Source organism: Pseudomonas sp. NPDC088885 (assembly GCF_044750025.1).
Lineage (GTDB): Bacteria > Pseudomonadota > Gammaproteobacteria > Pseudomonadales > Pseudomonadaceae > Aquipseudomonas > Aquipseudomonas rustica.
The window spans coordinates 1-25,694 of the sequence record NZ_JBIVJB010000050.1; the positions used below are offsets into that span (position 1 = coordinate 1).

Annotated in this window: 25 protein-coding genes; 11 read left to right on the forward strand and 14 right to left on the reverse strand. The window is 59.3% G+C overall.

All coding sequences use genetic code 11. The annotated features are described in order from the left end of the window. Positions 1-1,068, forward strand: a 1,068-nt coding sequence (fabB, locus tag ACIP1X_RS18505; RefSeq protein ID WP_400754149.1) for a beta-ketoacyl-ACP synthase I, incomplete at its 5' end; no start/stop codon positions are given. Positions 1,069-1,524: 456 nt separating this feature from the next. Next, the gene (locus ACIP1X_RS18510; protein WP_008079144.1) at positions 1,525-1,713 is read left to right on the forward strand and encodes a hypothetical protein; all 189 of its coding nucleotides are present in this window, start codon (positions 1,525-1,527) and stop codon (positions 1,711-1,713) included. A gap of 66 nt (positions 1,714-1,779) precedes the next feature. On the opposite strand, the gene ACIP1X_RS18515 is transcribed toward ACIP1X_RS18510, so the two are convergent. The 8 genes from ACIP1X_RS18515 to ACIP1X_RS18550 form a co-directional block, all read right to left on the reverse strand. Further along, on the reverse strand, positions 1,780-2,727 hold the full coding sequence (locus tag ACIP1X_RS18515; protein WP_400754151.1) for a hypothetical protein: 948 nt from the start codon (positions 2,725-2,727) through the stop codon (positions 1,780-1,782). A gap of 230 nt (positions 2,728-2,957) precedes the next feature. After that, entirely contained in the window at positions 2,958-3,500 is a 543-nt protein-coding gene (locus tag ACIP1X_RS18520) for a DUF2058 domain-containing protein (RefSeq protein WP_053122756.1), read from the reverse strand. A 26-nt stretch (positions 3,501-3,526) separates the two neighbouring features. Further along, a complete protein-coding gene (mazG, locus tag ACIP1X_RS18525) occupies positions 3,527-4,360 on the reverse strand; it encodes a nucleoside triphosphate pyrophosphohydrolase (protein ID WP_400754179.1) in 834 nt (277 codons plus the stop codon). A gap of 131 nt (positions 4,361-4,491) precedes the next feature. Next, a complete protein-coding gene (gene relA, locus ACIP1X_RS18530; RefSeq protein ID WP_053122760.1) occupies positions 4,492-6,735 on the reverse strand; it encodes a GTP diphosphokinase in 2,244 nt (747 codons plus the stop codon). A 101-nt stretch (positions 6,736-6,836) separates the two neighbouring features. Beyond that, the gene (gene rlmD, locus ACIP1X_RS18535) at positions 6,837-8,213 is read right to left on the reverse strand and encodes a 23S rRNA (uracil(1939)-C(5))-methyltransferase RlmD (protein ID WP_212543816.1); all 1,377 of its coding nucleotides are present in this window, start codon (positions 8,211-8,213) and stop codon (positions 6,837-6,839) included. After that, the gene (gene cysM / locus ACIP1X_RS18540; RefSeq protein WP_053122764.1) at positions 8,213-9,115 is read right to left on the reverse strand and encodes a cysteine synthase CysM; all 903 of its coding nucleotides are present in this window, start codon (positions 9,113-9,115) and stop codon (positions 8,213-8,215) included. The genes rlmD and cysM overlap by 1 nt, the downstream gene beginning before the upstream one ends. 252 nt (positions 9,116-9,367) lie before the next feature. Further along, the gene (locus ACIP1X_RS18545) at positions 9,368-10,792 is read right to left on the reverse strand and encodes a histidine kinase sensor domain-containing protein (protein WP_400754153.1); all 1,425 of its coding nucleotides are present in this window, start codon (positions 10,790-10,792) and stop codon (positions 9,368-9,370) included. Then, the gene (locus ACIP1X_RS18550) at positions 10,779-11,501 is read right to left on the reverse strand and encodes a response regulator transcription factor (protein ID WP_400754156.1); all 723 of its coding nucleotides are present in this window, start codon (positions 11,499-11,501) and stop codon (positions 10,779-10,781) included. Before ACIP1X_RS18550 ends, ACIP1X_RS18545 begins: the two co-directional genes overlap by 14 nt. A gap of 219 nt (positions 11,502-11,720) precedes the next feature. Here ACIP1X_RS18550 and ACIP1X_RS18555 point away from each other — a divergent pair, with 219 nt between their 5' ends. Beyond that, the gene (locus ACIP1X_RS18555) at positions 11,721-14,474 is read left to right on the forward strand and encodes a response regulator (RefSeq protein WP_053123306.1); all 2,754 of its coding nucleotides are present in this window, start codon (positions 11,721-11,723) and stop codon (positions 14,472-14,474) included. An 82-nt stretch (positions 14,475-14,556) separates the two neighbouring features. Next, positions 14,557-15,546, forward strand: coding sequence for a 2-hydroxyacid dehydrogenase (locus ACIP1X_RS18560; RefSeq protein ID WP_400754158.1), 990 nt, complete (start codon positions 14,557-14,559; stop codon positions 15,544-15,546). Between the two features lie 3 nt (positions 15,547-15,549). On the opposite strand, the gene ACIP1X_RS18565 is transcribed toward ACIP1X_RS18560, so the two are convergent. Next, positions 15,550-16,005: a hypothetical protein gene (locus ACIP1X_RS18565; RefSeq protein ID WP_212548943.1), complete on the reverse strand. Its 456-nt coding sequence runs from the start codon at positions 16,003-16,005 to the stop codon at positions 15,550-15,552. Positions 16,006-16,138: 133 nt separating this feature from the next. Between ACIP1X_RS18565 and ACIP1X_RS18570 the strand changes: the two genes are divergently transcribed. Together ACIP1X_RS18570 and ACIP1X_RS18575 are read left to right on the forward strand one after the other, a co-directional pair. Next, positions 16,139-16,573 (forward strand): hypothetical protein, encoded by a 435-nt coding sequence (locus ACIP1X_RS18570; protein ID WP_400754160.1) that lies wholly within the window; start codon positions 16,139-16,141, stop codon positions 16,571-16,573. Further along, a complete protein-coding gene (locus tag ACIP1X_RS18575) occupies positions 16,573-16,977 on the forward strand; it encodes an META domain-containing protein (RefSeq protein ID WP_400754163.1) in 405 nt (134 codons plus the stop codon). The genes ACIP1X_RS18570 and ACIP1X_RS18575 overlap by 1 nt, the downstream gene beginning before the upstream one ends. Positions 16,978-17,220: 243 nt before the next feature. Here the strand turns inward: ACIP1X_RS18575 and ACIP1X_RS18580 are convergent, their stop codons facing one another. After that, entirely contained in the window at positions 17,221-17,688 is a 468-nt protein-coding gene (locus ACIP1X_RS18580; protein WP_159814989.1) for a TlpA disulfide reductase family protein, read from the reverse strand. 113 nt (positions 17,689-17,801) lie between these two features. On the opposite strand from ACIP1X_RS18580, the gene arsC reads away from it, so the two are divergent. The 3 genes from arsC to ACIP1X_RS18595 are packed head-to-tail and all read left to right on the forward strand — an operon-like array spanning position 17,802 to position 19,176. Next, a complete protein-coding gene (gene arsC, locus ACIP1X_RS18585) occupies positions 17,802-18,155 on the forward strand; it encodes an arsenate reductase (glutaredoxin) (protein ID WP_053122778.1) in 354 nt (117 codons plus the stop codon). Next, positions 18,152-18,748 (forward strand): NAD(P)H:quinone oxidoreductase, encoded by a 597-nt coding sequence (gene wrbA / locus ACIP1X_RS18590; RefSeq protein ID WP_053122780.1) that lies wholly within the window; start codon positions 18,152-18,154, stop codon positions 18,746-18,748. The genes arsC and wrbA overlap by 4 nt, the downstream gene beginning before the upstream one ends. A 2-nt stretch (positions 18,749-18,750) precedes the next feature. Next, positions 18,751-19,176, forward strand: a complete 426-nt coding sequence (locus ACIP1X_RS18595; protein ID WP_053122782.1) for a DUF2069 domain-containing protein — start codon at positions 18,751-18,753, stop codon at positions 19,174-19,176. Positions 19,177-19,275: 99 nt separating this feature from the next. On the opposite strand, the gene ACIP1X_RS18600 is transcribed toward ACIP1X_RS18595, so the two are convergent. Together ACIP1X_RS18600 and ttcA are read right to left on the reverse strand one after the other, a co-directional pair. Continuing rightward, positions 19,276-19,950 carry a DNA-3-methyladenine glycosylase I gene (locus ACIP1X_RS18600; RefSeq protein WP_400754166.1) on the reverse strand — a complete coding sequence of 225 codons (675 nt, stop codon included), beginning with the start codon at positions 19,948-19,950 and terminating at the stop codon, positions 19,276-19,278. A 159-nt stretch (positions 19,951-20,109) separates the two neighbouring features. Continuing rightward, complete coding sequence (gene ttcA / locus ACIP1X_RS18605) at positions 20,110-20,934, reverse strand: tRNA 2-thiocytidine(32) synthetase TtcA (protein ID WP_038367448.1); 825 nt, start codon at positions 20,932-20,934, stop codon at positions 20,110-20,112. A gap of 461 nt (positions 20,935-21,395) precedes the next feature. Between ttcA and ACIP1X_RS18610 the strand changes: the two genes are divergently transcribed. Both ACIP1X_RS18610 and ACIP1X_RS18615 read left to right on the forward strand, forming a co-directional pair. Next, on the forward strand, positions 21,396-21,998 hold the full coding sequence (locus ACIP1X_RS18610) for a Yip1 family protein (RefSeq protein ID WP_053122787.1): 603 nt from the start codon (positions 21,396-21,398) through the stop codon (positions 21,996-21,998). 128 nt (positions 21,999-22,126) lie between these two features. Then, a complete protein-coding gene (locus tag ACIP1X_RS18615; protein ID WP_053122789.1) occupies positions 22,127-22,621 on the forward strand; it encodes a SprT family zinc-dependent metalloprotease in 495 nt (164 codons plus the stop codon). A 110-nt stretch (positions 22,622-22,731) separates the two neighbouring features. Here ACIP1X_RS18615 and ACIP1X_RS18620 read toward each other — a convergent pair whose 3' ends face one another. Continuing rightward, complete coding sequence (locus tag ACIP1X_RS18620; protein ID WP_400754168.1) at positions 22,732-23,913, reverse strand: CaiB/BaiF CoA transferase family protein; 1,182 nt, start codon at positions 23,911-23,913, stop codon at positions 22,732-22,734. Positions 23,914-24,144: 231 nt separating this feature from the next. Then, positions 24,145-25,479, reverse strand: coding sequence for a dicarboxylate/amino acid:cation symporter (locus tag ACIP1X_RS18625; RefSeq protein WP_159814994.1), 1,335 nt, complete (start codon positions 25,477-25,479; stop codon positions 24,145-24,147). Between the last annotated feature and the right edge of the window lie 215 nt (positions 25,480-25,694).

The following is a 25,694-nucleotide window of genomic DNA, read 5'->3' on the forward strand; positions in this document are numbered from 1 at the left end:
ATCGACCTCAACCTTGAAGAGCTGATCGATCGCAAGATCTATCGCTTCGTCGGCCACGCAGCGGCTTACGCCTACCTGGCCATGAAAGACGCCATTGCTGACTCCGGCCTGACCGAGGAGCAAGTGTCTAACCCGCGTACCGGCCTCGTTGCTGGCTCCGGTGGTGCTTCCACGCTGAACCAGATGGAAGCGCTGGACATCCTGCGCGAGAAAGGCGTGAAGCGCGTTGGCCCATACCGTGTCACGCGGACCATGAGCAGCACCGTTTCCGCTTGCCTGGCCACGCCATTCAAGATCAAGGGCCTGAACTACTCCATCGCTTCTGCCTGCGCCACCACTGCTCACTGCATCGGTACCGCCATGGAACAGATTCAGATGGGCAAGCAGGACATCGTCTTCGCCGGTGGCGGTGAAGAAGAGCACTGGAGCCAGTCGTTCCTGTTCGACGCCATGGGCGCTCTGTCCAGCAAGCGTAACGACACTCCGGAACTGGCTTCCCGTGCCTACGACAAAGACCGTGACGGTTTCGTCATCGCTGGCGGTGGCGGCATGGTCGTGGTTGAAGAGCTGGAACACGCTCTGGCCCGTGGCGCGAAAATCTACGCCGAAATCGTTGGCTACGGCGCGACGTCCGACGGCTACGACATGGTTGCCCCGAGCGGCGAAGGCGCGATCCGCTGCATGCAGATGGCGATGTCCACCGTTGATACCCCGATCGACTACCTGAACACCCACGGCACTTCGACTCCGGTCGGCGACGTTGCGGAAATGAAAGGTGTGCGTGAAGTGTTCGGCGACAAGGCACCTGCGATCAGCTCGACCAAGAGCCTGTCCGGTCACTCCCTGGGCGCTGCCGGCGTTCACGAAGCGATCTACTGCATGCTGATGATGGAAGGCAACTTCATTGCCGGCTCCGCCAACATCGACGAGCTGGATCCTGAAGTGGCCGATCTGCCGGTGCTGACCAAGACCCGCGAGAACGCCACCATCAACACCGTGATGAGCAACAGCTTCGGCTTCGGCGGCACCAACGCCACGCTGGTACTGAAGCGCTGGGAAGGCAAGTAATTCCCCGAGCTTGAGCCACACATAAAAACGCCCCGACTGGTTCGGGGCGTTTTTTTTCGTCTGAAGAAATTATCCGGAAAACCACATTCCCCTGTGGGAGCGGGCTTGCTCGCGAATGATCGTTCCCACGCTCTGCGTGGGAATGCTGCCCGTGACGCTCCGCGTCACTGGACGCGGAGCGTCCCAAGAGGCATTCCCACGCGGAGCGTGGGATCGATCAAGATCGCAGCCTTCGGCAGCTCCTACACAGGGTTGCATGCGTCTGGAAATGAAACTTCTGTCATGAAACTTTACCCCCTGCGACCGAATGTCGCGGTTTACGGGGGCTGCAGCACTGTTGCAAAAACCGCAACAACACATTGCACAAATCAGCCGTTTACTTAGCAAGCTACCAAAACATATAAAAGAGTCCTGCACACGCCTTGCTGCAGATAAACCAGAGATTGGAGCTAGCAGATGACTGTAAAAGTAACTGAACGCGACGATTCACACATGTCCCATGAAGGCGTAGCCGCGGGTATACGGATCTGGGATGTGCATCAACAAGACTTGCTGGTCGGCATGTTCCACAACGAGATCGATGCCCACAACTACAAGGCCGAACTGGAAGTGCAAGAACAGCAACGGGATCTACGATCCGCCTGACTCACCACTCTTCAGGGTTGCAGCCTGTCCCTTTCGGGGTGGCAGGCTGCAACAACATCAAAACCTTCACACCACGCGAATCACACTCAAATAAAGGTTGTCGTCGATTTCCTCCGAAGCTATTTCATCGACGATCAGCCCCTGGTCGAGTCTGACCACCTCACATGCACCACGGCCCATGCCGTCATTCCTGATCGAGTATTGCACGGCAGTCGGGTGCTGCTTGTCGTAGTCCAAAGACATGCCGCAGGCAATCAGGAAGTCGATTTTCACTTCAGGGATTTCAACTTCCTTATCCCGCTCACCTTCCTTCAGCACGGCATAGTCAAGGCACACGTTAATGCCGAACGGGCATCCCGGCACCAGGCTATTGATAAACAGCCCTTCGTATCCGTCAAAGTAACTGTGCTCCGCGCTGACGGAACTGTAATCCTTGACCTTGATAACAAACTCATCAAACAGCCTGAAGAACCAGAAACCATCTTCATTGCCAATATGCTGACCAAAATCGATGCCGGAAACATGGCGCTTGGGCCACATCGACATCAACGGTATATCTGCCTCGTATTCTTTGTTTGTGATGGTCAGCAAATAATTGATAACCTCGTAATAACTTGCGTCACCCTCGCCTATCTTTATCAACGTCGCACAACTTCCCGCCAACAGGACAATCTTGCCATAGCGTTCCATGGGCAGATCTTTCATTAACGACGAAATGTACGCGGGCACTTTTTCCAGGTAAGCGGTCGTTAGTTCGTGCAGCTCTTGCTCGCTGTCGACTTCACGCCAAGGGATATTCCAGAAAAACTCTGGCAGGGTGAAGAACAGACAGTCCGCGCCATCGTGATCCGCGGCAGCGGCCTTGGCGGCGATCCTGATCTTGCGGCGCACGTACTCGGCCCGTACATCCAGTTCGCTGATCACGTAATCGGTAATTGACTGGCCAGGCGCCCGCAACTCAAAAAACTGCGGTTCAAAAGTCGGTTGGCGCAACGAAGCAATGCTTAATAACATCAGCAATATCCTTATTCATTCAAGTTAATTCCATTAATTCTCCCCTACAAAAAAACCTATATAAAAATGCAACGCGCTGTTTATAAGCAGCGCAAAATCCTCACACTTCAAACACGTTAATTTCTGCCAAAAGAAAACCCGCCGATCGTATCGATACGAATCGGCGGGTTCAATCTATAAACACTTTCAAAGTACTAGCAAAGATGTAAGTCGCTAGAACATTAAAACCATTACCACATCAGATCATCAGGAATCTGATACGCCGCATACGGATCATCTTCGGTGCTGACTTCTTCGGTCTGCACGTTGAGTTGGACGATGCGCTGCGGATCGCGCTCCTGAATCTTCAGGGCCGCTTCACGCGGAATCACTTCGTAGCCGCCGGCATGGTGGACGATCGCCAGCGAACCGCTGCTGAGCTTGTTGCGCATCAGCGTGTTGACCGAAATGCGTTTGACCTTCTTGTCGTCGACGAAGTTGTAGTAGTCCTCGGTGGTCAGCTTCGGCAGACGCGAGACTTCAATCAGTTGCTTGACCTGAGCAGCACGCGCCTTGGCTTCAACTTTCTCCTGCTGTTGGCGGTTCAGCTCCTGGTCGCGCTTGACCTTCTCGGCCTTGGCTTCCTGAGCGGCGCGCTGTTGCGAGTCATCCAGTTCGATCTGGCCTTTGTGCGCCAGACGCTGCTGCTTCTGCTTGTCTTTGCCGACCTGCTTGGCCTGCTTTTGGTTGACCAGGCCTGCTTTGAGCAACTGGTCGCGAAGGGAAATACTCATTAATGCTTACTCACTTGGGCAGTTGCTCAGCCGCAGCTGGGCGCATTCTTTTCCTGACGTTTGGCTTCGCCCCACAGGGCGTCCAACTCTTCGAGGGTGCAATCTTCTATGGGACGGTGGGTGTCGCGCAATGCCTGTTCGATAAAACGGAAGCGTCTTTCGAATTTGCTGTTGGCGCCACGCAGCGAAGTTTCCGGATCGACCTTCAGATGCCGGGCCAGATTGACCACGGAAAACAGCAAGTCACCGATCTCGTCCGCCACCGCGACAGGATCGTTTTGCGACATGGCTTCAAGGACTTCATCGAGCTCTTCGCGCACCTTATCGAATACCGGCAAAGCCTCCGGCCAGTCGAAACCGACCTGCCCTGCTCGCTTTTGCAACTTGGCTGAACGCGACAAGGCTGGCAGCGTGGCCGGCACGTCGTCGAGCAGCGACAGTTGCTCGGGCGCAGCGGACTTCTCGGCACGTTCTTCGGCCTTGATCTCTTCCCAGCGCTGCTTGACCTGTTCTTCGCTCAAGCGCGGAACATCCAGCGGCGCGTACAGATCGCCGGTCGGAAAGACGTGAGGATGACGACGGATCAGTTTGCGAGTGATGCTGTCGATCACCCCGGCAAATTCGAAGCGCCCTTCTTCCTTGGCCAACTGGCTGTAATAGACGACCTGGAACATAAGATCGCCGAGCTCGCCCTGCAGATGATCGAAGTCGCCACGCTCAATGGCGTCGGCCACTTCGTAGGCTTCTTCAAGGGTGTGCGCAACGATGGTCGCGTAGGTTTGCTTGATGTCCCACGGGCAACCGAACTGCGGATCGCGCAGGCGGCTCATCAGATGGAGCAGGTCTTCAAGGCTGTACATCATTTATCTCTCACCACAAAACCTTGTGGGAGCGAGCCTGCTCGCGAAAGCGGTGTGTCTGCAACAATGATGTCGACTGACACACCCTCTTCGCGAGCAGGCTCGCTCCCACAGTTGATCGGCGTCGATCTTCACGGGGTACGGTTACGCCGCGTTTCGATGATGTTCGGCAACTGGGAAATCCGCCCGAGCAACCGTCCCAGCGCATCCAGACCCGGGATCTCGATGGTCAGGGACATCAACGCGGTGTTGTCCTCTTTGTTCGAGCGGGTGTTGACCGCCAGCACGTTGATGCGCTCGTTGAGCAACACCTGCGAAACGTCACGCAGCAGACCGGAGCGGTCGTAAGCACGGATGATGATGTCCACCGGATAGGTGAGCACCGGCACCGGGCCCCAGCTGACCTGAATGATCCGCTCTGGCTCGCGCCCCGACAGTTGCAGCACCGAGGCGCAGTCCTGACGGTGAATGCTCACACCACGGCCCTGTGTGATGTAGCCGACGATCGCATCGCCCGGCAGCGGCTGGCAGCAGCCGGCCATCTGCGTCATCAAGTTACCGACGCCCTGAATCTGAATGTCGCCGCGCTTGCCCGGTTTGTAACCGGTGGCTTTGCGCGGTATCAGTTCCAGCTGCTCGTTACCACGCTCCGGCTCGACCAGTTGTTGCGCGAGGTTGACCAGTTGCGCCAGACGCAAGTCGCCGGCACCAAGGGCGGCGAACATGTCTTCGGCGGTTTTCATGTTGGCCTTGTCGGCCAGCTTGTCGAAGTCCACCGCTGGCAGACCGAGGCGCGCCAGTTCGCGTTCGATCAGGGTTTTACCGGCGGCGACGTTCTGATCACGCGCCTGCAATTTGAACCAGTGAACGATCTTCGCCCGCGCCCGCGAAGTGGTGACGTAGCCAAGGTTCGAGTTCAGCCAGTCGCGGCTCGGCGTGCCGTGCTTGCTGGTGATGATCTCGACCTGCTCACCGGTCTGCAGGCTGTAGTTGAGCGGGACGATGCGCCCGTTGATCTTCGCGCCACGGCAGTTGTGACCGATCTCGGTGTGCACGCGGTAAGCGAAGTCCAGCGGCGTCGCGCCTTTCGGCAAGTCGATGGCGTGACCGTCGGGGGTGAAGATGTAGACCCGATCCGGTTCGATATCGACGCGCAACTGTTCGGCCAGACCACCGATATCGCCCAGTTCTTCGTGCCACTCGAGCACCTGACGCAGCCAGGAGATTTTCTCTTCGTAGTGATTCGAACCGGATTTGACGTCGGTGCCTTTGTAGCGCCAGTGCGCGCAGACGCCGAGTTCGGCCTCTTCGTGCATCGAGTGCGTACGAATCTGCACCTCAAGCACTTTACCCTCAGGGCCGATCACCGCCGTGTGCAACGAGCGGTAGCCGTTCTCTTTCGGGTTGGCGATGTAGTCGTCGAATTCTTTCGGGATGTGCCGCCACAAGGTGTGGACGATACCGAGCGCGGTGTAGCAGTCGCGCATTTCCGGCACCAGCACACGCACCGCACGCACGTCGTAGATCTGGCTGAATTCCAGACCCTTGCGCTGCATTTTGCGCCAGATCGAATAGATGTGTTTGGCCCGGCCGCTGATGTCGGCGTCAACGCCGGTGGCCTGCAATTCGTCCTTGAGCTGGGTCATCACGTCGGCGATGAAACGCTCGCGATCAAGCCGTCGCTCGTGGAGCAACTTGGCGATCTGCTTGTATTGATCCGGCTCGAGGTAACGGAAGGACAAGTCCTCCAGTTCCCATTTGATATGACCGATGCCGAGGCGGTGCGCGAGCGGCGCATAGATGTCGAACACTTCGCGGGCGACACGGTTACGCTTTTCATCGTCGGCGGTTTTCACCGCACGAATCGCGCAGGTACGTTCGGCGAGTTTGATCAACGCGACACGCACGTCGTCGACCATCGCCACGAGCATCTTGCGCAGGTTTTCCACCTGCCCTTGCGTGCCCATCACCATCGACTGACGCGGACTGAGGCTGGCGCTGATCGCAGCCATGCGCTGCACGCCGTCGATCAGTTTGGCCACCACCGGGCCGAAGCGCTGGCTGATGGCCGCGAGTTCGATCTGGCCTTCGCGCACGCCGCGATAAAGCACCGCAGCGACCAGCGAATCCTGATCGAGTTTGAGGTCGGCGAGAATCTCGGCGATCTCAAGTCCCGTGCTGAAACTGCCGGAGCCTTCGGCCCACAGATTCTTCTTGGCATTGGACTGTTGTTCGGCCTCGCGAGCGAACTCGCAGGCTTCTTTCAAGGCTTCGCGATCCAGTGCCAGATCGACACTGACCGCGTGATCGAGCCAAGCCTCGAGATTGATACTGCCGTCAGTGTTGATCGGCTGGTGTGCTCTCACCTGTACCATCTTGCTTTACCTTCCCTACGACGCAGATTCAATGCGTCAAATCGCTGACCTCTACTGCCCGTTTGCGCTCGCGGGGCTGATGCGAGCGCTGCGCGGACAGGTCAGGCGGATTCAGACGAGCCATCCTGGCTCGCTTCAAATAACGCCATGGCCTCGACATGTGCCGTCTGAGGAAACATATCGAGAATCCCGGCACGTTTTAACCGGTAGCCCTGCTTGATCAATTCGACCGTGTCGCGCGCCAGCGTTGCCGGGTTGCACGACACATACACCAACCGCTTCGCGCCCAGGGTCGCAAGCTTGCGTACCACCTCGAAAGCACCGTCACGCGGTGGATCCAAGAGTACCGCAGAAAAACCGTTTCCGATCCACTGAGCATGGCTCAAAGGCTGGGATAAATCGGCTTGAAAAAACTTTGTGTTATGCAAATTGTTACTAGCAGCGTTGGCTGCGGCGCGATCAACCATGGTCTGCACGCCTTCGACCGCCACCACTTCACGCACGGATTTGGCCAGCGGCAAGGCAAAGTTGCCGAGGCCGCAGAACAGATCCAGCACGCGCTCATCGCTGCCTGGCTTCAACCAGTCCAGCGCCTGCGCGACCATCGCTTCGTTGACGCCGGCGTTGACCTGAATAAAGTCGCCCGGCCGGTAAGCCAGGTTCAAATCCCACTGCTCCAGGCGATAGCCCAGCGACTGCGTGGCATCGACCGGCTGTGGTTCGCCTTCGCCATGCAGCCACAGTTGCGCTTCATGGAATTGGCAGAAGTCCTTGAGGATGCTCAGATCCGCCTCGGACAACGGCGCCATGTGCCGCAGCAATACCGCCAGCGACGAACCGCTGAACAACTCGACGTGACCCAACGCTTGCGGCTTGCTCAAGCGACGGAGCATCTCCGGCAAACGGGTCATGATCGGTTGCAAGGGCTGTACCAGCACCGGGCACTCGCTGATCGCGACGATGTCCTGACTGCCAGCCGCGCGAAAACCGACTTCGAGTTTCTTCGCTTTCATGTCCCAGCGCACCGCGATCCGGGCACGACGGCGATAGCCGAATTCCGGGCCGGTCAGCGGCGCTGCCCACTCTTCAGGTTCGACACCGGCAACGCGCGACAATTGCTCGGCGAGCATGCGCTGTTTCAGGGCAAGCTGTTCGCTGTGGGGCAAATGCTGAACGCTGCAACCGCCACAACGACCGGCATGCTGACACGGCGCCGGGCGACGCAGTTCGCTGGCGGTGAATACGCGCTCGGTACGCGCCTCGACCACTTTACCGTGGGCGCCGAGCACCCGCGCTTCGACCTCTTCACCGGCAAGGGCGCCGAGGACGAACCAGGTTTTGCCTTCGAAAAACGCGATACCGCGACCGTCATTGGCCAGGCGCTCGATGCTCAAGCGCTGCTTCTTGCCGGTCGGAATTTGCGGGGCCTTGCTTCCGCCAGTGGGCTGAAAGCGCAAGCCTCTCTCGTGCTTGGCCATCAGTTGGGCGCGTCGAAAATGCCGGTCGACAGGTAACGGTCGCCACGGTCGCAGATGATCGCGACGATCACCGCGTTTTCAACTTCTTTGGACAGGCGCAGCATCGCTGCCACCGCACCGCCCGAGGACACGCCGCAGAAGATGCCTTCTTCACGGGCCAGACGACGGGTGACGTCCTCGGCTTCGCTTTGCGCCATGTCGACGATGCGATCAACACGGTCAGCCTGATAAATCTTCGGCAGGTATTCCTGCGGCCAGCGGCGAATGCCGGGAATGGCCGAGCCTTCCATCGGCTGCAAACCGACGATCTGCACGTTGTCGCTCTGCTCTTTCAAGTAGCGCGACACGCCCATGATGGTGCCGGTGGTGCCCATCGAACTGACGAAATGGGTGATGGTGCCCTGGGTCTGACGCCAGATTTCCGGGCCGGTGGTGGTGTAGTGCGCTTCAGGATTGTCGCCATTGGCGAACTGATCGAGCACCTTGCCACGGCCTTCGGCTTCCATACGCTGCGCGAGGTCGCGCGCGCCTTCCATGCCTTCTTCCTGACTGACCAGAATCAGCTCGGCACCGTAAGCGGTCATCGCCGCTTTGCGCTCGGCGCTGGAATTGTCCGGCATGATCAGGATCATCTTGTAACCCTTGATCGCGGCGGCCATGGCCAGCGCAATGCCGGTGTTACCCGAAGTCGCTTCAATCAGCGTATCGCCGGCGTGGATCTGCCCACGCAACTCGGCGCGAGTGATCATCGACAACGCCGGACGATCCTTGACCGAACCCGCCGGGTTATTCCCTTCGAGCTTGAGCAATAGGGTGTTGCTGGTGGCACCGGGCAGGCGCTGCAAACGCACCAGCGGAGTGTTGCCGACGCAATCGGCGATGGTTGGGTACTGCAAGGTCATGGCGTATTCGCAATCCAGACGTGCGGGGGCGCCTATCATACCGGCAAACCCGCGCAGGCCATATCACGCAAAGTGCGGTGCTTATGGTTTATGGGAATAAGCAGCATTTGTCTCACCACTCGTGAGACTTTTAAGCTCGGAAGTTTCATTTGTAGCGATGCGAATGGCCTCTTCGCGAGCAGGCTCGCTCCCACAGGGGACGGTGTCGCTCAAAAAATTAGTGCCAACAGTGCTAACAGTTAGAAGTGTTGATTACACAATCCGTGGTGAACAAAGATCCAATGTGGGAGCGAGCCTGCTCGCGAATGCGTCAGTCGGCGCAAAGTCACCTTCAGCCATCAAGCGCAAATTCAGCCGCAACCCCGCCCCGCTATTCTCCGCCCAAATAAACCCGCCCTGACGCTGCACCGCATTGCGCGCAATGCTCAGCCCCAAACCAAACCCTCCGTCGCCGGGCCGCGAGCCATCCAGTCGGGTGAATGGTAAAAAGATCCGCTGCAGATCCGCGTCAGCCACACCACCGCCCTGATCCTCCAGCCACAAATGCCAGTAATCGCCATCACGCCGCCCATCGAGCCGGACGATCCCGCCTTCCGGCGAATGCCGAATCGCGTTGCGCAAAATGTTCTCCAGCGCCTGCGCCAGCGTGTTGAGATTGCCGCGCACCCAGCACGATGCCTCGACCGAACACTGCAATTGCAGGCTCGGCCAACCACTTTCATAACAGGCGTTGTCGGTAAGCATTTCCCACAGCGCCTGAATCTGGATTGCCTCGTCGGGCAGTGGCGTGCGGTCGGTGTCGAGCCAAGCCAGTTGCAAGGTGTCTTCGACCAGCCGTTGCATGCCGTCGACTTCACGACCGATGCGCTCGCGCAATTGCGGCAGACCTTGCTCACTTTCGCTGGCCACGCGCAGGCGGCTCAGCGGCGTGCGCAATTCGTGGGACAGGTCGCGGAGCAATTGCTGTTGCAGGGCTACGGTCGATTGCAGGCGCTCGGACATCGAATCAAACGCCCTTGCCAGTTCACCGAGCTCATCCGGGCGCTGGGTAATCCCGCTCGACAGTCGTACATTCAATTGATCGGCACGCCAGGCGTTGGCCTGTTCGCGCAAATTATTCAGCGGCACCACCAGCAAGCGATACAACCCGACACACAACAGCAAAGTGAACAGTCCCGGAATCACGCCGTTAGTGATCACCCGCCAGAACACCCGATATTTGCCCGGCAGAAAACGCTCGGGCAATTCGATCACCAGACTGCCAGCGGCCGGGTCTTTGGGAAATGGAATGCGCAGCCACGGCCGCCCCTGTTTGTGAATCGGCCAGTCGAGGCCGCGCAAAAAGGTCAGGTGCTGGGTTTCCTGATCGTTCAGCGGATCGTTGCTCAGCGACTGCAAATTGCCGCCGATCACGCCGACCCAACTGGCCTCGCGCAATTCCATGCTCTGTAACCAGTCATCAATACCGCTGCGACCACCGCGCTGCCAGGCACGTTCGGCCTCACCGGCATACCGCGCCAGCGTGCCGCGCGCCTCGTCGGAGAGGAACTGGTTGCGCTCCTCCATGTAGCGGCCCCACGACCAGCTCAGCCAGATCATCAGCAGGCAGAACGCGACCAGCAGACAGGCGAGTTTCCAGAACAGCGAATGGCGGCCCGGCAGTTCAGACAGTTTCATCGGCACCGCTCAGTACATAACCCTTGCCCCACACCGTGCGCACTTCCCGCTCGGTGTAACCGATGGCTTTGAGTTTGCGGCGGATCTGGCTGATGTGCATGTCGAGGCTGCGATCGTGGGCCGCGTAGCCGCGTTGCAAAACGTGCTGATAAAGGAAGGCTTTGCTCAGCACTTCTTCATCATTGCGGTTGAGGGTTTCCAGCAGACGAAATTCGCTACGGGTCAGCCCGGCAGGTTGATCGCGGAAAAACACGTCGCACTGTTCATCGTCAAAATGCAGCGCACTGATCGTCGCGGCAGACGCACTCGCCGCCGGACGCCGATCCAGCGCGACCCGGCGCAGGATCGCTTCGATGCGCACATGCAGCTCGGCCATGCTGAACGGCTTGGGCAGATAATCATCGGCACCGAGGCGGAAACCGCTGATGCGATCGGCCTCGGCACCCAGGGCCGACATCAGCAGCACCGGCGTCGAATGGCTCTGGCGCAATTGCGTCAGCACGTTCAAACCATCCATGCCCGGCAGCAGAATATCCATCAGCACCACGTCGAACGGCTGGCGCTTGGCAATGTTCAAGCCCTCCTGACCGTTCTGGCACCAGGTCACCTGAAAGCCGCTGCGGCCCAGATGTTCGTGAACATAGGCGCCGAGTACCGGATCGTCCTCGATGGAAAGTATGCGTGGCTGGCCAACGGAAACAGGAGTCATGAGTATCTGCAAGTCATTCTCAGTTGAGGGCGATTATTCAAGATTGCCGGGCATCGGGCAACTGATGGTTAGCCCTTCGGACAAACGAGCACCTACGCGCTGACCGATGGCGACACCATTTTTCCGGAGATTGCCCGCGAGCAAATCGCTACACTGCGCCAATGTCGCGTGCCGGATGCACGCATGAGTCAACAGATCAGCGGGATGCAGGAGATAGGCGTGCTCAAGAAACTGGGAATCAAAGGTCGCGTGTTGTTGCTGACCTTGTTGCCGACCAGCCTGATGGCGCTGGTGCTGGGTGGCTATTTCACCTGGATGCAGCAGTCCGACTTGCAGAGCCAATTGATGCAGCGCGGCGAAATGATCGCCGAACAGCTGGCCCCGCTGGTCGCGCCCGCCATGGGTCACGGCAACAATGAGTTGCTGGAGCGCATCGCCACGCAATCCCTTGAACAACCCGACGTGCGCGCGGTGACCTTCCTTGCGCCGGATCGCTCGCCGCTGGCCCACGCCGGGCCGACCATGCTCAATCAGGCGCCGAGCGGTGACAGCGCACAATTGCAACGACGCAGCGGCAATGACGCGACGCGCTACCTGATGCCGGTGTTCGGTAAGCACCGCAACCTCGCCGGCGAACTGATCCCGGCAGAGTCCGATCGCTTATTGGGCTGGGTTGAACTGGAACTCTCGCACAACGGCATGCTGCTGCGCGGTTATCGCAGTCTGTTTGCCAGCCTTCTATTAATAGTCGCCGGTCTGGCCGGTGCCGCGCTGCTCGCGTTGCGCATGGGCCGCACCATCAACCGTCCGCTGGGCCAGATCAAACAGGCCGTCGCGCAACTCAAGGACGGTCATCTGGAAACCCGTCTGCCGCCGCTCGGCAGTCAGGAACTGGATGAACTCGCTTCCGGCATCAATCGCATGGCCGGCACCCTGCAGAACGCCCGCGAAGAGTTGCAGCACAGCGTCGATCAGGCCACCGAAGACGTGCGCCAGAATCTGGAAACCATCGAGATCCAGAACATCGAGCTGGATCTGGCGCGCAAAGAAGCGCTGGAAGCAAGCCGGATCAAATCCGAATTCCTCGCCAACATGAGTCACGAGATCCGCACGCCACTCAACGGCATTCTCGGCTTCACGCATCTGTTGCAGAAAAGCGAACTGACCCCGCGTCAGCTCGACTATCTGGGCACCATCGAAAAATCCGCCGACAGCCTGCTGGGGATCATCAACGAGATCCTCGACTTCTCGAAAATCGAGGCCGGTAAACTGGTGCTCGACCATATTCCATTCAACCTGCGCGACCTGTTGCAGGACACTCTGACCATCCTCGCCCCGGCCGCGCACGCCAAGCAATTGGAGCTGGTCAGTCTGGTGTATCGCGACACGCCGCTGTCGCTGGTCGGCGATCCGCTGCGCCTCAAGCAGATCCTCACCAATCTGGTCAGCAACGCGATCAAGTTCACCCGCGAAGGCACCATCGTCGCCCGCGCCATGCTCGAAGAAGAGCACGAAGACAGCGTGCAACTGCGCATCAGCATTCAGGACACCGGCATCGGCCTGTCGAATCAGGACGTGCGCGCACTGTTTCAAGCGTTCAGTCAGGCCGACAATTCGCTGTCGCGCCAGCCCGGCGGCACCGGGTTGGGGCTGGTGATTTCCAAACGCTTGATCGAGCAGATGGGCGGCGAAATCGGCGTCGACAGCACGCCGGGCGAAGGTTCGGAATTCTGGATCAGCCTGAGCCTGCCAAAAACCCGCGACGACGCCGAAGACCTGCCCGCCGCGCCGCTGCTCGGGCGTCGCGTGGCGGTGCTGGAAAATCACGAACTGGCGCGTCAGGCCTTGCAGCATCAACTGGAAGATTGCGGCCTCGACGTCACGCCGTTCAATACCCTCGAAACCTTGACCAATGGCGTCACCGGCGCGCATCAGACCGATCAGGCGATTGATCTGGCGGTGATCGGCATCACCAGCAATGACATGCTGCCGGAGCGTTTGAACCAGCACATCTGGGATCTCGAACACCTCGGCTGCAAAGTACTGGTGCTGTGCCCGACCACCGAGCAGACGCTGTTCCATCTGTCGGTGCCCAACCCGCACAGCCAGTTGCAGGCGAAACCGGCCTGCACGCGCAAGTTGCGCCGGGCCTTGTCCGATCTGGTCAATCCGCGCCAGATGCGCAGCGAACCGGGCGAGCCGTTGTCGAGTCGTGCGCCGCGTGTGCTGTGCGTCGACGACAACCCGGCAAACCTGTTGCTGGTGCAGACCTTGCTCGAAGACATGGGCGCCAAAGTGCTCGCGGTCGAGAGCGGGTACGCCGCTGTCAAAGCCGTGCAAACGGAATCCTTCGATCTGGTGCTGATGGACGTGCAGATGCCCGGCATGGACGGGCGCCAGAGCACCGAAACCATTCGCCAGTGGGAAAGCGAGCGGCATTGCACGCCGCTGCCAATCGTCGCCCTCACCGCCCACGCGATGGCCAACGAAAAACGCGCGCTGCTGCAAAGCGGCATGGACGATTACCTGACCAAACCGATCAGCGAGCGGCAACTGGCGCAGGTGGTACTGAAGTGGACCGGTCTGGCATTACGCAATCAGGCGCCGGATCGACTCAGCGACAGCGCTGCGCTCAACCATGAATTGCCGGTGCTCGATCACGACGAAGGTTTGCGTCTGGCCGCCGGCAAAGCCGATCTGGCGGCAGACATGCTGGCGATGCTGCTGGCCTCGCTTGAAGCCGACCGCGAAGCGATTCGCACGGCCCGCGACAGCCACGATCAAAACGCTTTGCTCGAGCGCGTGCATCGCTTGCACGGCGCCACCCGTTACTGCGGCGTGCCGCAATTGCGCGCGGCCTGTCAGCGCAGCGAAACCTTGCTCAAGCAGGATGACCCCAAGGCCTCGGCAGCGCTGGATGAACTGGAACGTTCGATCAATCGCTTGGCCACGCAAGCGAAGATCAGCGCCTGACCCAGCGCAACACCGCGTACCGCTGTTGCCGCTAAAGTGCTCGCGGGTGTTTCAACCCGCGTCGATGCTCCAGGAGGATTTCATGCGCACGATCGTTTTCAGCAGTCAGACCTACGACCGCGACAGCTTCCTCGCCGCCGACTGCCCGGCGGATCTCGAACTGCATTTTCAACCGGCCCGGCTCAGCCTCGACACAGCGGCCCTCGCCGACCAACACGAAGTGGTTTGCGCGTTTATCAATGACGATCTCAGTGCTCCGGTGCTGGAACGCCTCGCCGCTGGCGGCACGCGGCTGATTGCCTTGCGTTCGGCGGGTTACAACCATGTCGATCTGCCTGCCGCCAAGCGTTTAGGACTGGCGGTCGTGCGTGTTCCCGCGTATTCGCCGCATGCTGTCGCTGAACATGCGGTGGCATTGATTCTCGCCCTCAACCGTCGTCTGCACCGCGCCTACAACCGCACCCGCGAAGGCGACTTCACCCTGCACGGTCTGACCGGATTTGATCTGGTCGGCAAAACGGTGGGCATCGTCGGCACCGGACAGATCGGCGCGACCTTCGCGAAAATCATGCACGGTTTCGGCTGCGAGTTGCTCGCTTACGACCCGTATCCAAACCCGGACGTTGTCGCTTTGGGCGCGCGTTATCTGAGCTTGCCGGAGCTGCTCGCGCAGTCGCGAATCATCAGCCTGCACTGCCCGCTCAATGAGCAGAGCAAACACCTGATCAACCGCGATTCACTGGCGCACATGCAGGCTGGCGCGATGCTAATCAACACCGGGCGCGGCGGACTGGTCGACACGCCAGCGCTGATCGACGCACTGAAGGACGGGCAACTCGGTTATCTGGGGCTGGATGTTTACGAAGAAGAGGCACAGCTGTTTTTCGAGGATCGTTCGGACTTGCCGTTGCAGGACGATGTGCTGGCGCGATTGCTGACCTTTCCTAACGTGATCATCACCGCGCATCAGGCGTTTCTCACGCGCGAGGCACTGGGCGCGATCGCGGCAACCACGCTGCACAACATCGCGACCTGGGCGGCGGGTGCGCCGCAGAACCAGGTCGAGGGCTGACCGTTATTTCGGCGACAGCGACGACGCCAGAATCAGCAAGGCCAGCCAGCCGAAGCCGAACAGCCGTTGTTTCGCCGAGTGCCCGTTGCGCAGCAGGAACCAGACAAACACCATCGGCAGCAGGAAGATCATGATCTTCAGCCAGCCTTCGACCGGGCGGCTGCCATCGGCATTGATCTGCGGTTGAACCGGTTGCGCCGCTTGCTGACGACGACGGCGCCCTGCTGCGGCGGGCATCACTTTCGGTAGCGGTTCAGCGGCGGGCGGGACAACGGCCTCCGGCACAGCCTTGTTGCGCGGCAGACTGCCGAAAGAAATCGTCGAGGCCTTCGTGGGGGCAGCGGCGGCCTGCGCTTGCACATGCGCCGCTTGCTCGGCCATCGGAGCCCCGCAATGAATGCACACCAAGGCTTCGGAACTGATGTTCCGCTTGCATTCATAACATTCGATCAGCGCCATGTTCCGTTCCTTCAGAGTCGAGGGCGGCAGTTTGCCATGGGTGCGGGTCGATTTGAACCGGATCGAAGGTCGCACGCGCGCATCATCCTGCAATCGAGCCCGTGCTAGCATGTCGCGCATATTTGGAGGACCCATGGTCGAACACGATTTCCGCTACACGCTGATGAACCCGCAACACACCCTCACCGAATGCCGCGCCCTCGTTCCGGGCCGCTATCAGGTCACCGGCAACGGTGGTTCGATCCGCATCGGTGACGCGCTGTTGGTCACCCTCAAAGGCAGCAAGGATTTGTCCATGCGCCTGACCGTCGAAACCGTCCGCCATCTGATCAATCCGCCGGGCCAATGGACTGCGATGACCACCGGCCCGGTGTTCGGCGAACTGGCGATCCACACCTGGCAGGTCAACTGCGACATCTGCGCCAAAGAGCTGAGTTTTGAATTCGCCGTGGACGCCAAGCTGGGCAAAACCGCAGAGAAACCGGCCGCCACCGCGCGGATTGCCGAGCTGGGCTGGAAAGTCGTTGGCGACAAGCACCTGTGCCCGAAATGCCAGGAGCCTGCGTGATGAAACGCTTTGCCCTGACCGCGTTGGTCGGTGTTGGTCTGGTGGGTTGTGCGGCTGAGCCTGTGCAACTGCAACAAAACCGCAGCTACATTCTGGAGTGGATCGGTGAACGGCCATTGATGGATTACAGCCATCTAACCGTGACCCTCGGCGAGGATGGTCGCGCTTACGGCAACGGCGGCTGCAACCATTGGTTCGCGCCGTACACGCTGGAAGGCGACAAGCTGAGCTTCGGCAAAATCGGCAAGACCCGCAAACTGTGCGCGCCGGCGTTGATGGAGCAGGAGCAACGTTTCCTCGAGGCGCTGGAACATGTCGAGCGCTGGGACATCTCGCCGATCGAGCAGATGCGCTTCTGGCCGGTTGAAGGCAAGCCTTTGCGCTGGTGGCTGGAAGAGGGTTGATTTGTTAGTCCGCCAAAGCCCTCACCCTAGCCCTCTCCCAGAGGGAGAGGGGACTGATTGGGGGTTATTGGAGAGGTACGCCGACTTGAACGTGCGTAGCTGAATCCAAAATCGACTGGATCTGGTTTTGGCGAATTCACAATCAACTCGATTTCTCAGGTCGATGTAATTCGCCAGACACCTCGGTCGGCCCCCTCTCCCTCCGGGAGAGGGCTGGGGTGAGGGTCTGCTCTTAGAGGCTACTTACTTCGTAGCCTGCAACGCCTCCAGCTTCGCCATCACCCCCGCCGCCGTCTGCTCGCCCATCAGCTGTTCACGCACCTTGCCTTTGTTGTCGATGATGTACGTCACCGGCAGCGCTTCACTGCGCGGCACGTCGAACAACTCCGCCGGATCCTGCGCCAGCACGGTGAACTTGATACCGAGTTTTTCACTGGCCTCTTTCAGCTCCGCGCCCTGCACGTTGTCGAAGTTAACCCCGAACACGCCGACGTTCTTGCCCTTGAGCTCGTCAGCCAGATGATTGAGTTCCGGAATCTCCGTTCGGCACGGCCCGCACCATTCGGCCCAGTAGTTAAGCACTACCCATTGTTTGTCCAGACGCTCGGACGCGACTTTCTGCCCGTTCTGGTCGATGCCGTAGTCGTTGCCGCAGCCCCCCAGCATCAACGCCCCGATAATCGTCAATGCCGCTGCCAATCGCCGTGTCATGTCATGTTCCTTGTGAAAATTTAAACGCGCCTGCGACCCATCGCCTCTGACGGTTCTGGATTGCGCGCTGCACAGTTAGAATAGCCGCCACTTTACGCCAGAAGCGACCCGCCATGACCGATCTGACGCTTTATCACAATCCGCGCTGCTCGAAATCCCGCGGCGCGCTGGAACTTATTGAAGCCCGCGGCCTGAGCCCAAACGTCGTGCGTTACCTCGAAACCCCGCTGAATGCGGCGCAAATCAAGGCCCTGCTCGGCAAGCTCGGGATCAGCGCACGCCAGTTGCTGCGTACCGGGGAAGATGAATACAAAATGCTTCAATTGGCGGATGAAAGCCTCAGCGAAGCGCAATTGATCGACGCCATCGCCCAGCATCCGAAACTGATGGAGCGACCGATTCTTGAAGTCGGTGACAAAGCCGTCATCGGTCGACCGCCGGAAAATGTCCTGGAGTTGCTGCCGTGAGCGCGCCGTACATTCTGGTGTTGTATTACAGCCGCAATGGCTCGACCAACGAGATGGCGCGGCAGATTGCTCGCGGTGTCGAGCAGGCCGGCCTCGAAGCGCGTCTGCGTACCGTGCCGGCGATCTCCACCGAGTGCGAAGCCGTTGCGCCAAGCATTCCGGACGAAGGCGCGCTCTACGCCACGCTGGATGATCTGAAAAACTGCGCCGGCCTGGCCCTCGGTAGCCCGACGCGTTTCGGCAACATGGCCGCACCGCTGAAATACTTCCTCGACGGCACCAGCAACCTGTGGCTGACCGGTGCTCTGGTTGGCAAACCGGCCGGCGTGTTCACCTCCACCGCCAGTTTGCACGGCGGTCAGGAAACCACGCTGCTGTCGATGATGCTGCCACTGCTGCACCACGGCATGCTCATCACCGGTCTGCCGTACAGCGAATCGGCACTGCTGGAAACCCAGGGCGGCGGCACACCATACGGCGCCAGCCATCACGCTGGGGCGGACGGCAAAAAAGGTCTGGATCAGCACGAAGTCGCGCTGTGCCGTGCGCTCGGCCATCGTCTGGCCAAGACTGCGCAAAAACTGGAGGGCTGACGGTGGCGAAGAAGCCGAAAATCCTGCCCTCGGTCGAGTGGCTTGAGCCGCGCGTGAAAGCGATGCGGGTGGTCAGTCTGCTGAGCTTTTTTGCCTTGGCCGGGTTGCTCGCTGCGTACTATCTGATCTTCGCCGATCTGCACGGCGCGCGGCCGTGGGTGATTCTGCTGGTCGAGTTGATCCCGTGGCTGGTTCTCGCCCCGGCGATGATCATGGGCAGCGCCCGTGGTCATTCGTGGATGTGTTTTGTGGTGAATCTGTATTTCATCAAAGGCGCACTGGCGGCGTATGACCCGAACCGGCAGTTGTTTGGTGTGCTGGAGATGGTCGCGAGCCTGGCGGTGTTCTGCTCGGCGCTGTTGTATGTGCGGTGGCGGTATCAGTTGAATCGCAAGTTGGCGGGTGAAGGCGAGATTTCCGTCGCCTGACCGGGCGCCTTCGCGAGCAGGCTCGCTCCCACAGGGGATTTGTGAACGCCAAAGATCCCATGTGGGAGCTAGCCTGCTAGCGATTGGAGCGACTCGGTTTCAATGATTCACAGTGTACGAGAGCATCATCGAAATCTGGCTCATCGGCCTTCCGCCGCTCTCTTCATGCCACTGATTGAAGACATTCTGCACAATCGCCAGATCACGCTGGCTGGTCGGCACTTTGTCGACGATCTTCTGCGCGTTCAGCGCCGCAACCACGTCGTAGCTCGGCACAAAAGTATCCTTGCCGACCATGCGCAAAAACCGTGGCGCTGACAGCCCGCCGAGTTGATGGCCGTGCTTTTTCAGGTACGTCCACAGGCCGACGATATCGGTCACCGGCCAGTCGGCGATCAGTGCGCCGAAACTGCCCTTGTCCTTTTCAACATCGAGAATGAACTGCGCATTGCGCGGCACGCTTTTCAGTTTGCCGAGGTGGCGGATGATCCGCGCATCCTGCATCAGGCGTTCGAGGTGTTCGGCGCTCATCAGCACGACTTTTTCCGGGTCGAACTTGAAGAACACTTCTTCGAAGGCCGGCCATTTGGCGTCGACCAGACTGTGCTTGAGGCCGGCACGGAACACGCGCAGGGCCATGGTCGAAAGGTAGCGGTCGTCGCTGATTTTGCGCAGTTGTGCGGGAGTCTTGGGAACGGGCAGATGGGCTTCCAGTTCAGCCGCCGAACCGAAGCGGTTCAGACAGTATTCGTGCAGCCACTTGTAATCGCGCATGCCCTCTCCTATCGAATGAAACAAAAAACCAATGTGGGATCCTGTGGTGAGGGGATTTATCCCCGATGGGCTGCGTAGCAGCCCCAGACTATTCTGGGAGCGCTTCGCGCTCCATCGGGGATAAATCCCCTCGCCACAGGGGCCCCACAGAGATTGGGTTTACAGATTGACGACGTTCACGAAGCGCGAAGCCGCGGTTTCGTCGATCTTCAGGCTGGTGAAGTCGAACAGGTTGCGGTCGGCCAGTTGCGACGGGATGACATTCTGCAGACTGCGGAAGATGCTTTCCGTTCGACCGGGTGTCTTGCGTTCCCAGTCCAGGAGCATTTCCTTGACCACCTGACGCTGCAGGTTTTCCTGCGAACCGCAGAGGTTGCACGGGATGATCGGGAATTCCTTCAAGTCCGAATAGGCCTGAATGTCTTTTTCGTTGCAGTACGCCAGCGGACGGATCACCACGTTGCGGCCGTCATCGGCGCGCAGCTTGGGTGGCATGGCTTTCAGCGAACCGTTGAAAAACATGTTGAGGAAGAACGTCTCGACGATGTCGTCGCGGTGATGACCGAGGGCCATTTTCGTCGCGCCAATTTCGTCAGCAAAGGTGTACAGCGTGCCGCGACGCAGACGTGAACACAGCGAGCAGGTGGTCTTGCCTTCCGGAATCAGCTCCTTGACCACCGAGTAGGTGTCTTTCTCGACGATGTGGTACTCGACGCCCAGCTCTTTCAGATAGGCCGGCAGCACGTGCTCGGGGAAGCCCGGCTGCTTTTGATCCATGTTCACCGCGACGATCTCGAACTTGATCGGTGCAACCTTCTGCAGGTGCAGCAGCACGTCGAGCATGGTGTAACTATCCTTGCCCCCGGACAGGCAGACCATGACCTTGTCGCCGTCTTCAATCATGTTGAAGTCAGCAACCGCTTCGCCGGCCAGGCGGCGCAGGCGCTTTTGCAGTTTGTTCTGGTTGACCGTAAGAGTGCCCATGACGCGAAATCCGTGAGGTGTGACGAAAGGCCGGCATTTTACGCAAAAACCCTGGATGCGCGAAGGGCTGTGGTCTGTCCCTTCTAGCCAATTTCACTCAGAACCTGTGGCGAGGGGATTTATCCCCGTCGGGTTGCGAAGCAGCCCTAAAACCTGAGAACTCGTATTGCCTGACACTGCGCGGTGAATGGCTTGGCGACTGCTGCGCAGCCGAACGGGGATAAATCCCCTCGCCACAAAAGTGTTTCAAGCATCAAAAATGCCTTACCGGCAAGACCCCAAGGCGATTAAGCCCCGTGTTTACAGCGCGATTTGCTCTAAGCCCCTAATACCTGTGCGGTTAAGTCCTTTCTATACTGCGACATAAGGTCGCACACATCCATGACCTGACTTTGCTCGGCCTCATTGGCCCGTAGGCGCTCCGTTGGGGGGCGATGGCAATAACAAGAGGAGTGACTGGCATGATCCATCACGTAGTGGGACTTTTCACCCACCCCGATCAGGAATGGAAGGAAATCCGTGGCGACCAAGAGGAAAGCATCAGCCACATGTACCTGACGCACACGCTGATTCTGGCGGCGATCCCCGCCATTTCGGCGTTTATCGGCACTACCCAGGTCGGCTGGGTGATCGGTAACCGCGCGCCAGTAATGCTCACCGTCGAAAGCGCGATCTGGATGACCGTCATGTCGTACCTGGCGATGCTTGGCGGCGTCGCGGTCATGGGCGCTTTCGTGCACTGGATGGCGCGTACGTACGACGCCAACCCGAGTCTGGCCCGTTGTGTCGCATTCGCCACTTATACCGCAACACCGTTGTTTGTCGGCGGACTGGCGGCGCTGTATCCGCATATGTGGCTGGGGATGATCGTCGGCACGGCGGCCATCTGTTACACGGTTTATCTGTTGTACGTGGGGCTGCCGACGTTCATGAATATTCCGTCGGATGAAGGTTTCCTGTTCTCAAGCTCGGTGCTGGCGGTGGGTCTGGTGGTGCTGGTCGCCATCATGGCGTTTACCGTGATCGTCTGGGGGCTGGGCGTAGGGCCTGTCTACACCAACTAGCAAACGTCTTGTTCATAAAGGCCGCCGCGAGGCGGCCTTGTCGTTTGCCGGATGACCATTCGGCAGCTCGACGATTCGCAAGTCCCCAGGGTTGCGGCATACTCGACGTCTCTGGAGATCCATCAAGCATGCCCGAGCAACTCAATACCCGCGTCGAAGACTGTTACCAACTCGCTGAATCCTTTTTCAAACGTCACTTCCAACGCCCTGTCGTCAGTCTCAAGCTGCGCGGGCAAAAAGCCGGTGTCGCGCATTTGCACGAGAACCTGCTGCGCTTCAATCCGCAGCTGTACCGGGAAAACACCGAACATTTCCTCAAACAAACCGTGGCCCACGAAGTTGCGCACCTGATCGCCCATCAGTTGTTTGGCGACCGCATTCAGCCGCACGGCGAGGAATGGCAACTGATCATGCGCGGGGTTTACGAACTGCCGCCGGATCGCTGCCATACCTACGCTATCAAGCGTCGCAGCGTGACCCGCTATATCTACAAATGCCCGTGCGTGGACAGTGATTTTCCGTTTTCGGCGCAGCGACATAGCCTGGTGCGGCAGGGGCGGCGGTATTTGTGTCGTAGTTGCCGGAATACGTTGGTGTTCAGTGGTGAGATGCGAGTGGAATGACCCCCCCGATCGTTCCCATGCTCGGCGTGGGAACGCCGCCATGGACGCTCCGCGTCCACTGTGACGCAGAGCGTCACGGGATTCATTCCCACGCAGAGCGTGGGAACGAGCTAAAGAATGACCTTGTCCCGCCGCAGCTCTGCAATTTTCGCAGGACTAAACCCCAACTCCCCCAACACCCCATCCGTATGCTGCCCTAACACCGCCCCGACATGCCGCGGCGCCGGTAAATCCTCGGAAAACTTCAACGGACACGCCATCTGCGCCTGCGTCGTGCCATCCCCGCGCGGCACCTGCGTCACCAGTTCGCGCGCCTGCAACTGCGGATGCCGCACGGCCTCACTCAAATTCAACACCGGCTCGGCACACGCATCGATCCCGGCAAACAGCTCGCACAGTTCAGCGAAGTCATGCCGTTCGAACTCGATCTTCAACGCCTCCTTCAGCGCCCGCTGCTGCTCAGGTTTCGGTGACAAGCCTTGCGCCGCCAACTCCGGCCGGCCCAGCGCCGTACACAGCTGCTGCATGAACGCCGGCTCCAGACTGCCAACCGACATCCAACGCCCATCCCGCGAACGGTAATAGTCGTAAAAGCTGCCGCCATTGAGCATCTGGTCTTCCCAGCCCGGCTCCTCGCCGCAAGCGAGATAACCGGCGCCGGCCATGGCATTCAGGCTGAATGCGCAATCGGTCATGCTCACGTCCAGATGGGTGCCCTGCCCCGTTTGCTGACGCGCAATCACCGCTGCGAGTAAACCGATTACCCCGTGCAACGAACCACCGGCGACATCCGCCACTTGCATACCCAACGGCAACGGCCCGCTGTCGGCGCGACCGGTGTAACTGGAGAGCCCGGCGAGGGCGAGATAGTTGATGTCATGCCCGGCGCGATCCTTGTACGGGCCGGTCTGGCCGTAACCGGTGATAGACACGTAGATCAGTTTTGGATTGATCGCCTTCAACGCTTCATAACCCAGGCCCAATCGCTCCATCACGCCGGGACGAAACTGTTCCAAAACGATGTCGTGATCCGTCAGCAATTGCTTGATCACCTCGAGCGCTTCGGGCTGCTTGAGATCCAGCGCCAGGCTGCGCTTATTGCGATTGAGATAGGCGTGACTGGCGGACATCCCGCCATCGTGCGGCGGTAATACGCGCAGCAGATCCATGCGCGTCGGCGATTCGATACGCAGCACCTCGGCGCCCATGTCCGCCAACAACAGCGACGCGAACGGCCCCGGCAACAGCGTGGAGAAATCGAGGATTTTCAGTGAGGCCAGCGGTGCAGACATGGGCGAACTCCTTGGGCGATGCACTCAGCCTAGGCAGCCATTGCCGAAGCAGCAATCACCGGATATGTCAGCGGGTGTGACCGTTACGCTCAAATCGCAGGCAATAAAAAACCCTGTGGTGAGGGGGGGTATCCCCGTTGGACTGCGCAGCAGGCCCCTTCTCTTATCTTCAGAAGGGGCCGCTTCGCGACCCAACGGGGATGAATCCCCTCACCACAAGGGCTTTTTTACTTACTTGACGCTGCTCGGGGCCGGGCCTTCAGCCACACCCAGATCATCTTCAGGACGGGTATCAGCGATACCGCGACCACCCGAGGCCAGCTCGGATTGCAGTACGTCGGTGTCCAGCTCTTTCACCCACTTGGCAACCACGATGGTCGCAACAGCGTTGCCCACCAGGTTGGTCAGTGCGCGTGCTTCGGACATGAAGCGGTCGATACCGAGGATCAGCGCCAGACCGGCCACCGGCAGGTGACCTACCGCCGACAGGGTTGCGGCCAACACGATGAAGCCCGAACCGGTCACACCGGCAGCGCCTTTGGAGGACAGCAGCAACACCACCAGCAGGGTGATCTGGTGCGTGATGTCCATGTGCGTGTCGGTTGCCTGAGCAATGAACACCGCAGCCATGGTCAGGTAGATCGCGGTGCCGTCGAGGTTGAACGAGTAACCGGTCGGGATCACCAGACCCACTACCGATTTCTTCGCGCCCAGACGCTCCATCTTGATCAGCATGCGTGGCAGTACCGATTCCGACGACGAAGTGCCGAGTACGATCAGCAGCTCTTCACGGATGTAACGGATCATCTTCAGCACGCTGAAACCGTGCATGCGGGCGATACCGCCAAGCACGATCAACACGAACAACAGGCAAGTGATGTAGAAGCAGATCATCAGTTGACCCAGCTGCACCAGCGAACCCACGCCGTAAGCGCCGATGGTGAAGGCCATGGCACCGAAGGCACCGATTGGCGCGAGCTTCATGATCATGTTGATGATGTTGAACATCACGTGGGCGAAGCGATCGATGAAGTCGAGGATCGGACGACCGTAGTCACCCAGGCGATGCAGGGCGAAGCCGAAGATCACCGAGAACATCAGCACTTGCAGGATGTCACCGGTGGCGAACGCGCCGACGATGGTGGTCGGGATCACGTTGAGCAGGAAGCCGACAACGCTTTGGTCAGCGCCCGCCGCTACATAGGAAGCGACTTTCGAAGCGTCGAGGGTGGCAACGTCGATGTGCATGCCGTTGCCCGGCTGCACAATGTTGACCACAACCAGACCAACCAGCAGAGCGATGGTCGAAACGATTTCGAAGTACAGAAGCGCGTAACCACCGGTCTTGCCGACCGATTTCATGCTTTGCATGCCAGCGATGCCGCTGACCACGGTGCAGAAGATGATTGGAGCGATGATCATTTTGATCAGTTTGATGAACCCGTCACCCAGCGGCTTTACCGCCACGCCGAACTGCGGGTAGTAATGACCAAGCGCGATACCGATGATGATCGCGATGATCACCTGGAAATACAGGGATTTGTACAGTGGCTGACGAGTCGTCATTGCAAGTTTCCTCAAGAGCCCCGCGTGCAACATCCATCTGTTACGCCGCGAAACCTGAATTGCGAACCCTCCTGCACTGGAGGGATTTGTTGTTGGAGCGGCGTTTTCCGGGCGGGATAAACGCACGCTTCTGTCGCTCTTATCGCAAACGCCGTGCCACTTTGGTGCATTTCACGGCAAGCCTTTTGACATCAAGGGCTGCAGGTCTTTTTAGT